Origin of the sequence: Erythrobacter sp., from assembly GCF_030066995.1 — a bacterium.
Classification (GTDB): Bacteria; Pseudomonadota; Alphaproteobacteria; order Sphingomonadales; family Sphingomonadaceae; genus Erythrobacter.
In genome coordinates this window covers 142,883-156,619 of the sequence record NZ_JASJAP010000004.1, presented here as the reverse complement: position 1 = coordinate 156,619, position 13,737 = coordinate 142,883, and the positions used below count along the sequence as shown (strand labels likewise).

The 13,737-nt window shown below is 63.0% G+C and carries 11 protein-coding genes; 8 read left to right on the top strand and 3 right to left on the bottom strand.

Going from position 1 to position 13,737, the window contains the following annotated elements; all coding sequences use genetic code 11:
• Positions 1-128 precede the first annotated feature (128 nt).
• Together QNI87_RS10870 and QNI87_RS10865 are read left to right on the top strand one after the other, a co-directional pair.
• Positions 129-1,397 (top strand): acetyl-CoA C-acetyltransferase, encoded by a 1,269-nt coding sequence (locus tag QNI87_RS10870; RefSeq protein ID WP_300596347.1) that lies wholly within the window; start codon positions 129-131, stop codon positions 1,395-1,397.
• Positions 1,390-2,949 (top strand): acetyl-CoA acetyltransferase, encoded by a 1,560-nt coding sequence (locus QNI87_RS10865; RefSeq protein ID WP_300596345.1) that lies wholly within the window; start codon positions 1,390-1,392, stop codon positions 2,947-2,949. The genes QNI87_RS10870 and QNI87_RS10865 overlap by 8 nt, the downstream gene beginning before the upstream one ends.
• Here the strand turns inward: QNI87_RS10865 and QNI87_RS10860 are convergent.
• The gene (locus QNI87_RS10860; RefSeq protein ID WP_300596343.1) at positions 2,946-3,587 is read right to left on the bottom strand and encodes a carboxymuconolactone decarboxylase family protein; all 642 of its coding nucleotides are present in this window, start codon (positions 3,585-3,587) and stop codon (positions 2,946-2,948) included. The genes QNI87_RS10865 and QNI87_RS10860 overlap by 4 nt on opposite strands.
• Before the next feature lie 4 nt (positions 3,588-3,591).
• Complete coding sequence (locus tag QNI87_RS10855; RefSeq protein ID WP_300596342.1) at positions 3,592-4,125, bottom strand: VOC family protein; 534 nt, start codon at positions 4,123-4,125, stop codon at positions 3,592-3,594.
• Between the two features lie 255 nt (positions 4,126-4,380).
• Between QNI87_RS10855 and hppD the strand changes: the two genes are divergently transcribed.
• Together hppD and QNI87_RS10845 are read left to right on the top strand one after the other, a co-directional pair.
• Positions 4,381-5,520 carry a 4-hydroxyphenylpyruvate dioxygenase gene (gene hppD, locus QNI87_RS10850; protein ID WP_300596341.1) on the top strand — a complete coding sequence of 380 codons (1,140 nt, stop codon included), beginning with the start codon at positions 4,381-4,383 and terminating at the stop codon, positions 5,518-5,520.
• A gap of 120 nt (positions 5,521-5,640) precedes the next feature.
• On the top strand, positions 5,641-6,204 hold the full coding sequence (locus QNI87_RS10845) for a VOC family protein (protein WP_300596338.1): 564 nt from the start codon (positions 5,641-5,643) through the stop codon (positions 6,202-6,204).
• 15 nt (positions 6,205-6,219) lie between these two features.
• Here QNI87_RS10845 and QNI87_RS10840 read toward each other — a convergent pair whose 3' ends face one another.
• Positions 6,220-7,854, bottom strand: coding sequence for a hypothetical protein (locus QNI87_RS10840; RefSeq protein WP_300596336.1), 1,635 nt, complete (start codon positions 7,852-7,854; stop codon positions 6,220-6,222).
• A 62-nt stretch (positions 7,855-7,916) separates the two neighbouring features.
• On the opposite strand from QNI87_RS10840, the gene QNI87_RS10835 reads away from it, so the two are divergent.
• From QNI87_RS10835 to QNI87_RS10820, 4 genes are all read left to right on the top strand, one after another.
• Positions 7,917-9,701, top strand: a complete 1,785-nt coding sequence (locus tag QNI87_RS10835) for a patatin-like phospholipase family protein (protein ID WP_300596334.1) — start codon at positions 7,917-7,919, stop codon at positions 9,699-9,701.
• Between the two features lie 108 nt (positions 9,702-9,809).
• Complete coding sequence (locus QNI87_RS10830; RefSeq protein WP_300596332.1) at positions 9,810-10,202, top strand: MerC domain-containing protein; 393 nt, start codon at positions 9,810-9,812, stop codon at positions 10,200-10,202.
• 369 nt (positions 10,203-10,571) lie between these two features.
• The gene (locus tag QNI87_RS10825; protein WP_300596330.1) at positions 10,572-10,916 is read left to right on the top strand and encodes a hypothetical protein; all 345 of its coding nucleotides are present in this window, start codon (positions 10,572-10,574) and stop codon (positions 10,914-10,916) included.
• A gap of 29 nt (positions 10,917-10,945) precedes the next feature.
• Positions 10,946-13,702 (top strand): M10 family metallopeptidase C-terminal domain-containing protein, encoded by a 2,757-nt coding sequence (locus tag QNI87_RS10820; RefSeq protein WP_300596328.1) that lies wholly within the window; start codon positions 10,946-10,948, stop codon positions 13,700-13,702.
• Positions 13,703-13,737: the final 35 nt, after the last annotated feature.

Below are 13,737 nucleotides of genomic sequence, written 5' to 3'. Positions count from 1 at the left end.
CTCTCTCCGTGTCCACGAGTGTGTGATTTTTCGCGTTGCGATGCGAAACTGATTGTTGTGCGCGTGGTGCAGTGCGTTTACGCAAGCGTCAACCGCTATTCGCGAGATTCTAGGAGAGAGGACCCCCAATGGCTGAAGCTTACATCATCGACGCTGTGCGCACCCCGCGTGGTATCGGCAAACAGGGCAAAGGTGCGTTGGCTGAGCAACACCCGCAGCACCTGGCCGCGACGGTTCTGAAGGCGATCAAGGAGCGCAACAACCTCGACACCGCCACCGTTGACGACGTGATCTGGTCGGTCTCCACCCAGGACGGCCTGCAAGCGGGCGATCTTGGTCGTATGGCCGCGCTCGATGCGGGCTATGACGTCACCTCGTCGGGCACCACACTGGACCGGTTCTGCGGCGGGGGCATTACCAGTGTGAACCTGGCCGCCGCGCAGGTCATAAGCGGGATGGAAGACTGCATCGTGGCCGGAGGCACCGAGATGATGAGCCTGACCGCGGCCATGTCGAAAGAGAAGATGCAGGCAGGCATCAAGCCGATGATGATGGGCAGCTACAACGAGCGGCTGCAAGGGGTGCACCCGCAATCCCACCAGGGCATTTGCGGCGACGCAATCGCTTCGAAGGAGGGCTTCACCCGCGAAGAACTCGACGAAGTTGGCTACCGTTCTCAAAAGCGCGCCGCTGAAGCCATCGCCGAAGGGCGCTTCGATAAGTCGGTTGTGCCTGTGGTGGCCGATGACGGCACGGTGGTCCTCGACCGCGAGGAGTACCCGCGCCCGCAAACAACGAGGGAAGATCTTGCCAAGCTTGAACCAGCATTCACCAAGATCGCCGACGTTCCGCTCGATGCCAAGGGCAACACTTTCCGCGGCCTCGTGAACCAGAAGTATCCCGATCTCGAAATCGAACACTTCCATCACGCTGGAAATTCCTCGGGCGTGGTTGACGGCGCGGCGGCGGTTCTCGTGACGAGCGGCGAATACGCCAAGAAGCATGGTCTCAAGCCGCGCGCGCGCATTGTCGCCACGGCGAATATGGGCGATGATCCCACGCTCATGCTCAATGCGCCGGTCCCGGCGGCGAAGAAAGTCCTCGAAAAGGCCGGCATGACGCTGGACGAGATCGACCTGTTCGAGATCAACGAGGCCTTCGCCGTGGTCGCCGCCAAGTTCGTGCGCGATCTCGATCTTGATTGGGACAAGGTCAACGTCAACGGCGGCTCGATTGCTCTGGGCCACCCGATTGGCGCCACGGGCTCGATCCTGATCGGGACCATCGTCGATGAGCTCGAACGTCAGGACAAGCGCTACGGCCTCGTGACGATGTGCGCAGCCGGCGGGATGGCCCCGGCAATTATCGTCGAGCGCGTGGACGACTTCGTTGATTGAAAAGGCACGCGAGGTTGCCGATACGACTCCGGTCATCATCGGCGTCGGTCAGTGTTCGGAGCGTGTGGGCGAACCGACCTATGAAGGCCTCAATTACATGGATCTCGGCGGGCGGGCGCTCGCCGAGGCCATCGCCGATAGCGGCGCGAGGGGCTCGGTAGCTCAGGCTATCGACACGCTCGCCGCGATCCGAGCGTTTGAAATCTCGCGGCCAGGTCGCGAGCCGCCCTTTGGCACAGCGAGCAACATTCCGCGCGCCATGGGAAACCGTGTCGGCGCCAACCCTGCGCGCGCAATCCTTACGACAACCGGCGGTCAGACCAACCAGCAGCTCCTCGGCGAGTTCGCCACCGCGATTGCGGCCAGCGAGAGCCAGTGCGCGGCGATTGTCGGTGCGGAGGCGATCTCGACCGCGCTGGCGCTCGCAGCCAGTCGCGAAACCCCCGACTGGTCCGAAGAGATTGAAGGCGACTTCGAAGATCAGGGCTATGGCATCGACAAGCTGCTCGAACCCTCGCTGTTCCAGCATGGTGCGATCGGCGCGATCCCGCTCTACGCGCTCGCTGAAAACGCGCGGCGAGCCAAGCGCGGCATGAGCCTGGACGCGTATCGGCTTGAGATCGGCGCGCTGTTCGAACCTTTCACGCGCGTCGCCGCCGCCAATCCGCACGCCGCCGCTCCGGTGGAACGTACGGCTGAGGAACTTGCCACAATTACGGAGCGCAACCGCATCGTCTCCGAGCCCTACGCTCGCATGACGGTTGCGCGTGATCAGGTGAATCAGTCCGCCGCGATCATCGTCGCCAGCGTCGCCAAGGCGCGCGAATTGGGCGTGCCGGAAGAAAAGTGGGTGCACATCCACGCCGTCACCGCCGCGACCGAATTGCCGTTGATGCAGCGTCCGGACCTGTCCGCCTGCCCTGCCAGTATCGCCAGCGTGGAAGCGGCCCTGACGCGCGCGGGCAAGGGGATGGAGGACATGGCCTATCTCGACTTCTATTCGTGCTTTGCGATTCCGGTCTTTAACCAGATTGACCATTTTGGCCTGACCGTGGACGACCCGCGCGGCCTGACGCTGACAGGTGGTCTCCCCTTCTTCGGCGGAGCCGGGAACAACTACTCCGCCCACGCCATCGCCGAAGCGGTGCAGCGGGTGCGCGAAGACGCGAGGAGCTTTGCCTTCGTGGGCGCCAATGGAGGGTGGATGAGCAAGTATTCCTCTGGCGTCTACTCAACGACACCAGCGGACTGGTCCGCGAACGACCGTTTCGAAGTTCTGCCCGAGGCCGAGGACGCGGTGCCGCTGGGCTCAGCCCAGGTTGAGCTAGCGACAATCGAGACCTACACGATCCACCACACCAAGAAGGGCGCTGAGGCTATCTGGATTGGCCGCGATGAAAGCGGCGGGCGCATGGCGGGCAACGCGGATCTGAACGACGAGGCGACTCGCGCTGTCTTTGAAGGGGGTGAACCTTTTGGAGACACACTGCGCGTGTCGCGCGATGATCGCGGCCGAAATATCGGACGCCTTGCGCCGACGCCCGGCCTTTAGGAGCTCCTTTCGCCTCCCAGAAAGTCGAGGGCGTCGAACCCTTCGGGCGCCTCGACCTCGGTGATCGGATCGTCGCGGTCGTCGAATTCGGTGCGCAGCGCGCGGCTTATAACGGCGTGCATCATGTACATCGCGGTCACATAGGTGAGCTCAAGGATTTCCTCATCGCCAAAGCTCGCTTTGAGTTCGTCGAAAAGCGCATCGGGAACGCGGCCCTGATGGCACACAAGCCGGTCCGCATAGGCCAGCACTAGCCGTTCTTTCGCGCCGAAAAGGTCGCAGGTTTGCCAGGTGGGTAGGGCGGCGATCTTCTCTTCGGGGTAGGCAAGGCCGCGCAAGGACTTGCAATGCTGCGAGAATACGAACTGGCTACCGACCGCCCATCCGGCCCAGGTTTGCCCCAGCTCGCGCAGGACAGGATCAAGCTTGCGCTCGGGCGAGCGGTAATAGGCAAAGCCTTCCGCAGCGTGCTTCAACGTCGCGGGCGAGATGGCAAACACCGTCCACCAGTCTCCCGGCGTGCCCGTGGCGGTGCCGGGTTCGGCAACGGGATCACGCTCTCCGAACAGCAGGCGGTAGAGCGGCTTGGCAATCTTTTCATCCGCTTCGCCAAGCGGCACTTCGCGCAGACGCGGCATCGCCTTACGCCTCCTGCGGCGCGGCGACGCCCGCCGGATCGTGCTTCACGTCGTCAGGTCCGAATTCGCGCGTGGTCGCTGCAAATTCCAGGAGAATGCCGTTGGGGTCGGTGAAATAGACCGAGCGCACGAACACGCCTTCGTGCATGTCCTTGGCGTAGCCCCCCGGACTGTCGTCGTGGTTGAAGACCATATGGGTGTGCTCGACGCCCGCTTCTTCCAGCCGGTCGAGCGCGGCTTCCAACTCGCTCTCTTCCATATCGAAGGCGAGATGGTTCATCGAGCCGTGGGCGGATTTGGCGTCGAACGGAAACTTCTTGACCGAGGCTATCCCCGGCGCGGCTTCCGGGGCGTCGTCCCACCAGAAGAAGGCGACCGCGTTCCCGCCGCCGCAATCGAAGAAGAAGTGCTGGCCTCCATCGGGCAATTGCACCGTCTTGAACAGCGGCATGTTGAGGACCTGCGTGTAGAACTTCATCGTCTCGCGCATGTCGCGGCACACCAGCGCGACGTGGTTGATGCCCTTGGTCTTGATCATCTCCGCTCTCCTTCGCTGCTGCCAATCTGCACACAAGTAGAGCGGCTTGAAAGGGGGTTTAGTTGATAAAGTACATCCCTGGAGCCGGGATTCGAGCATTCAACCAAATGAGACGTTTCTGCGATTGCAATCGGCGCGCAAAGCGCGTAAATGGTTACAACCGTAACCAGTTTGTAACGCGCCCACCGGGTGCGACCCCGATCCCCATGACGCCGAGCCCGCATCCCCGGCGCGCGTTCGAGAAGGCAAGAAGGCATGACCAAACACGACGCAATCCAGGCTTCCCTCCATCCCGGCGATCTGTTCGAGAACCCGGCTGGCCTCGACGGGTTCGAATTCGTCGAATTCTGCGCGCCCGAAAAAGGCGTGCTTGAGCCGGTGTTCGAGACGATGGGCTTCACCCTTGTCGCCAAACACCGTTCGAAAGACGTCCATCTGTGGCGCCAGGGCGGGATCAACCTCGTCGTCAATTACGAGCCGCGCAGCGCCGCCTGGTACTTCGCGCAGGAACACGGACCCAGCGCGTGCGGAATGGCGTTCCGCGTGCGCGACGCGGCCAAGGCGTATGAGCATCTAATCGAGGCAGGCGCGGAGCCGGTTCCCAATCAGCCCGGCCCGATGGAGCTTTCGATCCCCGCCATTCGCGGTATTGGCGGCGCGATCCTTTATCTCGTCGATCGCTACGCGGGCGCAGCCGACAAGAGCCTGACGATCTACGACATCGATTTCGACTATCTGCCCGGCGTCGATCCCTATCCCGAGGGCGCGGGCTTTCACACGATCGATCACCTGACCCACAACGTCTACACCGGGCGGATGAAATACTGGGCTGAATACTACGAGCGCCTGTTCAACTTCCGCGAAATCCGCTTCTTCGACATCAAGGGCGAATACACCGGCCTCACGTCCAAAGCGCTGACCGCGCCCGACGGCAAGATCCGCATTCCGCTCAACGAAGAGGGCGAGAGCGGCAAGGGCCAGATCGAGGAATTCCTGCGTCATTACAACGGTGAGGGCATTCAGCACATCGCGCTGATCTGCGACGACCTCGTGACGTGCTGGGACAAGCTTAAGGAGCTGGGTGTGCCGTTCATGACCGCGCCGCCCGCGACCTATTACGAAATGCTCGATGAGCGGCTGCCGGGCCATGGCGAAGACGTGAACGCGCTTCAGGCGCGTGGCATTCTGCTCGACGGGACGACCGATGGCGAAACTCCGCGCCTGTTGCTCCAGATCTTCGCCGAGGCGAAAGTCGGTCCGCTCTTCTTCGAGTTCATTCAGCGCAAGGGCGACGATGGCTTTGGCGAGGGCAACTTCAAGGCCCTGTTCGAAAGCATGGAGCGGGACCAGATCCGCCGCGGAGCCCTGGAGGTCGAGGAAGAACCGGCTGAATAAAGCACAGCTGTTGCTGACCCGTTCGTGCTGAGCCTGTCGAAGCACCGCTCTTCTTCTTGAGCGACGGAGCAAAAGGAAGGACAGCCCTTCGACAGGCTCGGGGCGAACGGAGTTAGGGTTATGACAGATCATCCTGTCACTCTCGCGGGCGTGCACCACGTCGCCTATCGCTGCCGTGACGCCAAAGAGACCGTCGAGTGGTACGCCCGCGTGCTCGGGATGGACTACACCACCGCCTTTGCCGAGGATCACGTTCCCTCGACCGGGGCCTACGATCCATACATGCATGTCTTCCTGGACGCAGGTAACGGCAACGTGCTCGCCTTCTTCGAATTGCCGAACCAGCCCGATATGGGCCGCGATGAAAACACGCCGCAATGGGTGCAGCACCTCGCCTTTCGCGTGGGCAGCGAAGCGGAATTGCTGAAGGCCAAGAAACATATCGAGGCGCAGGGTGTCGATGTGCTTGGCCCAACGCATCATGGCATCTTCAAGTCGATCTATTTCTTCGATCCCAATGGGCACCGTGTGGAGCTTGCCGCCGATATCGGCACGACCGAGCAATATGACGAACTCAAGCGTGTCGCGCCGCTGATGCTCAAGGAATGGAGCAAGACCAAGAAAGCGCCGCGCCACGCAGACTGGCTGCACGAGGTTGCGCGCGCCGAACACGCAAAGGATTAGCTCGCATAGTGTAGATCAGGCGAGCCCCCACCGCTCCAGTGCGGGCGGGCAAAGCCTGGCGCGCAGACCTTCCGGCACCAGCGCCGCGCGCGCCGCCCGGTAACGCACGGCGGCCTCGCCAAAGTCGGCGGCGATCTTGGCCGCGTCGCTCGGTATGTCCTTGCCCCAATGCATCGAGAACGGCACGCCCGCCTGCTCAAGAGCGTCGGTGAAATCGCGGGCAAACTCGTCGCTGTGCGAAATCCACCCCGCAATCCCGGCGCGCGTCAGGCCATCGATATTGACGATCGCGGTGTCCTTAAAGCGCAGGAAGCTTAGCGAGGCGCGGCTCTTGACCGCGAAGCGCACCGTGAAAACGAAATGTTTGCGCCACTTTGCCGCAACGCGGTTTCCGATTTCCAGCGCCCGCTTGAGCTCGCTGACAGGTACCGCGAGCGCAGCGTTGAACGTGTCCACCCGGATGCCCAGCACCTCGCGCGGCTTCCAGTCGCCGGTCAGCGCAAGGAGGCTCTCAGGGCGGTCCGAGACCGGCTTTGCTTCCACCTCCTCGCGAAAGTCCCCGAAGATCATCTTGGCGATGTCGAGCAGACGCAGACGGCGGCCGAAGCTGAACAGGGCGTCTTCCTCATCAAGATCATCGTCGCTGTCGTCCTTGGCGCTGCGCGAGGCGACCATGCGCGCGGAGAACGCGTTGATCCCGTCAACCAGGAGGTCGAGCGCGTCGCGCGTCTCGGGCGGGGCCGGGGGATCGGGCGCGGCGGCGTATCCTTGTGGCAAGTCCTCGCGCCAATAGAGGGTTTGCATGACCTCTTCATCGAGGCCCTTATTGGGATCGAAGGTGATCTCATAGAATGCGGGCGGATTGGGGCCGGTAAGCGCCTCGGCCGCGCGCGCGTATTGCGCCTGCCCCACCGCGTCCCACCATTGAGGGGCGAGCGGGGCCAGAGCCTTTTTCCAGGAAAGGCCAAAGCGCGGCACCGCTTCAAGCAGGACGGCCGCGCAATAGCCGAGCCCGCCCAGATGGACCAAGGTGTCGTCGAACAAAGTGGGGTCGGCAGGGGTCGCAAAAGTGCGAATGAAAGCCTCGCTCAGCACCGGGCATTGCGGATCGGCGATCCAGTGCTTGGCGTCGGACCCGCTGACGAACAGAAGCCCGCGCACATGCGTCTCCAGCCCCATCTCACCCAGCAGCGATCCATGCGTACCGGTGGCAATGGCGCCCGCGATCGACTGACCCTTGTGTGATCCGGCGGTGCGAAACGAGAGGCCGCGCGCGTCGAGAAAGCGCATGATGTCTTCCAGCTTCGCGCCGCCGCTCGCCATGACGAAGCGCTCAGCCTGGCTCTCGGCTTCGGGGACCAGAGCGTCGGCAGGGACGGGCCAGACGGCGCGATCGAGCGCGGTGTCGATCCGCACACCGGGCGATGCAAAAAGGTCGGCTTGCGACCACGCGGACCCGGTGATCGCAACGGGATGCGGCTGGCTGGCAAGATCGTCCATCAACGCGCCCAGCGTCGCGGTTCGCCGCACCAGATCCTCGCCCAGGGCGCCCGCAGGGCCCGCCTTCACCTTGAACACCCGCAGCGCGCGGCGATCGCAGGTGCGATGCTCATCCAGCCAATCCCCGCCGTCGATTTCGATGATCTGCATCAAACGCGTCCCTTTCCTACTGGCTGGCTCCCAGCGTATCGTCTGTTTCGAACAATTATTGTATGCAAAAAATCGATAGGCTTGGCGATGCTGCGGGCCGGTCGGGTGGGCGGTGTCAGGGGAGATTTGTGGTGGGCAGAGCGGGTCTGGCGTTGGCTATGGCGGCGGTGTTGGTGAGCGGCTGCGCCTCCACGCGCGGCGGGCAGAACATTGCGTGCCGCGGGTTTGACGACTTCGCGCTTGAGCCCAGGCCGCACGCGATCATCAGCGATATCCAGCGCTACGGGGTCGAGAACCGGGGCGTCGAAGCGCCGAGCGAACCGGCCGCCAAGACCGGCGCCCCTTCGGCGATGGACGAGGTGATCGGCGACACCGCTTTCGGGATGAACGAAGACCAACTCAAGCGGGAAGGCAGCCGGCTGCGCACCGCGTATGATCGCGCCATCACCCCGTCGGCGAAGAACACGATCGTTGTCCGCTCCACGCTCGCGCCGCGCAACGTCCTGCTGCTGTCGGGCGGCGGGCAGTGGGGCGCGTATGGCGCGGGCCTGTTTCTTGGCATGGTGTGTCGGCAGGAGGTTTCGACCGCGTATGACGCCGATGCGGTGCCGTGCCTGCTCGACACGCCGGAAGGCAAGCGCGTGATCGTGGACGATGAGGGGGCGATCGATTTCGGCCCTCTCGACGCCATGGATATCGGCGTCATCACAGGCGTGAGCACCGGCAGCCTCCAGTCGCTGCTGCTGATGGTCGTGCTTGACCGTTCGCAGCTCAGGAAGACGCGCATCGCGGCCCTGCAGCAGATGCTCGATAGCTACGCGCCCGCCGATCAGAGCGAGCTTGTCGATTACGATGGGTTTGGCGCGGTGATCCTTCAGGGCTCGGTCGCCGGCACGGACGAACTGCGAGGCCATGTCGGCCGCGTGCTGGAGAGCCGATGGGGTTTTCGCGACGGTGTGCGGCAGGCGGACGGCGGCTATGCGGGCGATCCCTTTCCCGATCGCCGACTGGTCGATCAGATCGCGCATTCGCCGATCACCACGATGGTGGGGATCGTGCAGGGGCACGACGGCAATTTTCGCTCGGTCAACATGAAGCGGATGGTGAGCGAAATCCAGCCCGACGACGGCGATGGCGGCAATCCCCAGACGAGCGAGGCGGTGGATTGCGTGCTCGCGACAACGCTCGCCTCCTCCGCAATGCCGGTGTTCCATCAGCAATTGCGCGTGGTCGAGGAAGCGGGAGCGAGCGACGATGATCCGGGCGTCACCTTGTTCGATGGCGGGGTGCGGCGTTCGGTCTTCATCTCCGAGCTCGGGGAGGCGTTTGCCCGGCGCTACGCGACGCTGGTCAGCTCTTTGGGGCGCGAGCTCTATTCGCTGCTCGACCAGAATCAGAAACTGCCCAGGATGTATGTGCTACGCAACGGGCCGACGACCGCGGTGTTCGAGCCGGAGGTAGACCGTGTCGACAACGCGATCGTCCAGGCCCTGCGCGCCTACGAACTGCTGGTGAACGAACTTGAGGTGAGCTCGATCGCCTCGCTGCGGCTCGCCAACCCCTATGGAACCATCTTGCTGAGCACGGCGGACGGCTCGGAGAACAAGGAGTTTCTGCCCGGAGACGCACCGGGCAAGCCGGTGGCCGGTGCCCGGCGTCCAGGGTGCAAAAAGAACGGCGAAATGTTTGATCCGGAATTCATGGTGTGCCTGCAGAACTTCGGCATCCGGCGCGGCATGACCCTTGAAGTCGACAAGCACGGGCAGACCATTCCGGCCTTCTGGCCACTCAGCGAGATCGCCGAGAGACCGGGCGTTACCGTGTCAGAGCCCGCCAACGACAACTGAACTTGCCCTTGCACGCCTTTTCGCAGAAGGGATCGGCGGTTGACCTTGCGCGGCCAATGGCGCAAAGCATCATGATATATTGTAACATCAAGACGGACAAGCCGCCCGATGACCACGTCCCAACGCACCACCACCTCGCCCGTAAGGAGCCAAACCGATCGCGCGGCGGTCTTCTTGAGTCTGGCGTGCATCGCGCATTGTGTGGCGTTGCCGATGGTGGCGGTGGCTCTTCCGTTTGCCGCCGCAGCGGCCGAAGCGGAGTGGGTCCACTGGGTGTTCGCGGTGCTCGCTATCCTCGCCTCGGGGACGGTCGCGTTGACCGATCCTGCAGCGCGCGTGGCGAACTTTCTCGTCCCCGCCGGGCTGGGCGCAGCGCTGGTGGTCTTCGGTCTCTTCTCCGAAGGGCTAGGGATCGAAGAGGCTATCCCCACCGTGATTGGCGGCGTGCTGCTGGCTTTCGCTCACGGGCGGCGCCTGACCAGGCGCGCCGTCCAAGTCTAGGTAGGATCGGCCTGGGGCGGTTCGCCCTCGGGCGGATCGGTCCCCGATCGCGGTCGACATCCGGCCTTTCGCCATGACGGGCCTATAAAACCCCTCCCTGTCACCTGGATCGCGCCAAGGGGCGACGCCAGTGGCAGGTAGAAAACTCCATTCTCGCGGTAATTGCGTTGCGTTCTCGCCATGTGCCTCGCTAGCGCGTTCACCCAGGCTCAATCCGCGCCTTGTCCTTGCCAGACGAGCTCTCTAGTCGTGCGGTTGAGGGGAGCGCTCGAAGGGGTTTGAGCGCGAATTCACGCTTTTTCGATGGTTGGACGCGTACTATTTCTCGCAACTTTGTCTTTGTTTCCCGCCGTTTGGGCAGGCGCGTCCGTGGTTGAACCGAGCCATGACGGGCCGCCGGGCGGGTGTCGGATCGAGGGCGCAGCGGGGGTGCTAACGCCCGCCAGCGACGCCGAGATCTGCGCGCACTTTCGCGAGGAACTGATCCGCGCGGCGGGCGAAGAGAGCGGCGCTGAGCGGTTTCACATCGCGCTTAAGGTGATCAAAGGCTCCACAATAGAGGCGACAATATCCGATGCTTCGCAAAACAACGTAAGGGTTGTTCCGCCCATGGCAATCGATGTGTCGGACAGGTCGCTGACCATGCGCGATGTTGTCGCCTTGGCGCAGGAATTGGGGAAGGTTTTGGCGCGGCGGGCGAACGACACTCGCTGACGCGCAAGCGGGTAAGAGAGTGACGTAGCGTGTTTCGCGAGTTTCTAGATCGATACGAGGGGGGAGAACTGGACCCGGTCCAGACCGCGTTCGCCCCGGCGACGTCTTTCAGCGACGCGTTCAAAAGCGTGATCCACGCGCACAGTTGCGCCTGTGTTGCGTGCTACCAGCAGAAGCTCGACGACGCGGTGACGTCGGGGGCGGGAAGCTCGCCGCCGTCAGGACCCGAAACCGGCAGCGATACGTCAACCCAGGGCCGATTGTCGCCCGGCGCCAACGTGATCGACGAAATCAACCAGAGCGGCGACAGTGACTGGTTCAGCATCAACCTCATTCAGGGTGAGGTCTACACTTTCACCGTCTACCTGCCGCCAGGAGGTCTGCCCGACAGCGTTCTTACACTGCGCGATCTGTCGGGGAACGAAATCGTCACCAACGACGACGCGAACTCCTCGCAATTCCTGTACTATTCCGAAATCACCTTCACGGCGAACCGCACCGGCACGTACTTCCTCGATGTGAGCGGCTTTGGGGCCAATTCGGGCGTTTACGTCCTGTCGAGCTCGCGCCCGCTCGATGACGCGGTTGGCAACACGAATGCGACCGCCAGCCAGGACCTTGCGCTCGACGGATCGCCAATTTTTGGCGTTCTTGAGGAGACCGGGGATCGCGACTGGTACGCGGTGACGCTGGTGGCGGGTGAGACTTACGTTTTCGAGACGAGCGACACGGGCGGTCTGTACGACGTCGATACCATCTTGAGCGTGCGCGACGCATCTGGCGAGGTTCAAGCGTACAACGATGACAGCTTGGGCATCTATTCGTCGGTCCGGTTCACCCCGACCCAGAGTGGGACCTACTACATCGATGTCGGCGGCTGGGCGGATGGCGAGGAGGGCACCTTCCAGATCAGCGCCGGCGTTGCGGGCCCGCTTCAGGAGTACACCAACGACCAGATCGCGCAGCAATTGCTGTTGGGCTCAAGCGGCAATCCTAGCAATTTGCGCCGCTGGGACGCGGGCGAGGGCGACACGCTGACGGTCGATGTCTCGACGCTCACCGCGGAAGGGCAGTTTCTGGCGCGCGAAGCGCTGGCGCTGTGGAGCGATGCGACCGGCATCCGGTTCGTCGAGGTGACCTCGGGAGCGCAGATCACCTTTCAGGACACCGATAGCGGCGCCTACGCGCAGACGATCCGCACCAATGGCTTCATAACCAGCTCGACCGTGAACGTCTCGACCGACTGGCTCAACACCTACGACACGGGTTTGGACAGCTATTCTTTCCAGACCTATGTGCACGAAGTCGGTCACGCGCTGGGCCTGCGCCATGGCGGGGACTACAACGCGCAGGCAAGCTACGATCAGGACGCGCTTTACGCGAACGATTCCTGGGCGACGACCGTCATGTCGTATTTCGATCAGGTCGAGAACGATTTCTTCAACGATCTGGGCTTCAGCCGACAGTTCGCGGTGACGCCGATGTCGGCCGATATCGTCGCGGTCCAGCAGTCCTATGGCGCCGTGACAACCACGCGCACCGGCGACACGGTCTATGGCGTCGGGAACACCAGCGGGCGCGCATCCCTTGGCGTGGGCAACGCGGCGACCGATAATTTCGGCAATCTGCTCGCCTTCGTGATCATCGACAATGGCGGCGTCGATACGGTCAATTATTCGACCTTCTCGTCCAATCAGCTGATCAATCTGGAGGCCGAAAGCTTTTCCAATGTCGGCGGCAGCGTCGGCAATATGAGTATTGCGCGCGGAACCGTGATCGAGAACGCGGTGGCGGGCCGTGGCAACGACACGCTGATCGGGAACGATACGGCGAATAGGCTCACCGGCGGGCTTGGCAACGATACGCTTGACGGCGGATCGAACGTGGACACGGCGGTCGTTTCGGGCAACCGCTCATTCTATTCGGTCACCCAGATCTCGACCGGGGTCTTCCGTGTCGTGGGCGCGGATGGGATGGACACGCTGACCGGCGTGGAGTTTCTGCAATTCGACGATGAGACGCTGCGCCTTCGCCCGGGCACGGGCGTCTCGGTCGACTTCAGCGCAACGAACCCGGCTGCGTATCAGTCGGCGATGAGCAACATCAAGGACTTCGACGGAAATTCGCTGGGGGGCGATGGTTTCTGGCTGCGGATCGGCGAGGCTGATGTGAACGGCGATGGCGACATCGACCAGATCCTGGTGAACGACAATATCGCGCGCTTTGCCACGGTCGGCACGGCGGAGGATGGCCTCATCTATTTCGACGACCATTCCTGGGCGGGTGAGACGCGCGTGGCGGGCATCTATATCGACCCGCTGGTCGAGGCCGGAATCGTCGATCGCTTCAGCGATTTCGACAGCCAGCAGCGCTTTCAGAACGATCTCGCGATCGAGAACATCAACCGCGTGCTGGGCGCGGACGATTACGATGGCGACGGCTTGCAGGAGGTCTATTTCGCGCTCACCGACGGCACCGCCTATCTGCGCGCGATCATGGAGTTTGACGGCAATATCCGCTACGCCAACTATCAGAGCGAACAACAGGTGATCGACTACCTCACCGCCAACGGCTACGATGCGAGCACGTGGGATGGCTGGTTCACAACCGCGCAGGAAGCGCCCGCGCCCAACAAGCTCGCCGCCAGCACCACCCACGCAGCGCCCGCCAACGCAAGCGTGGACGACGCCGCCATCGCTCCAAGCGCAGCGCCCATCACCCCGTCCATCATAGGCCCCATCACCCTCACCGCTATCGAGGACATGACACCCGAGTTCTTCGGCTAGAGGGGGCGTTCGGGCGTGGACCTGGCCGGTTCGCA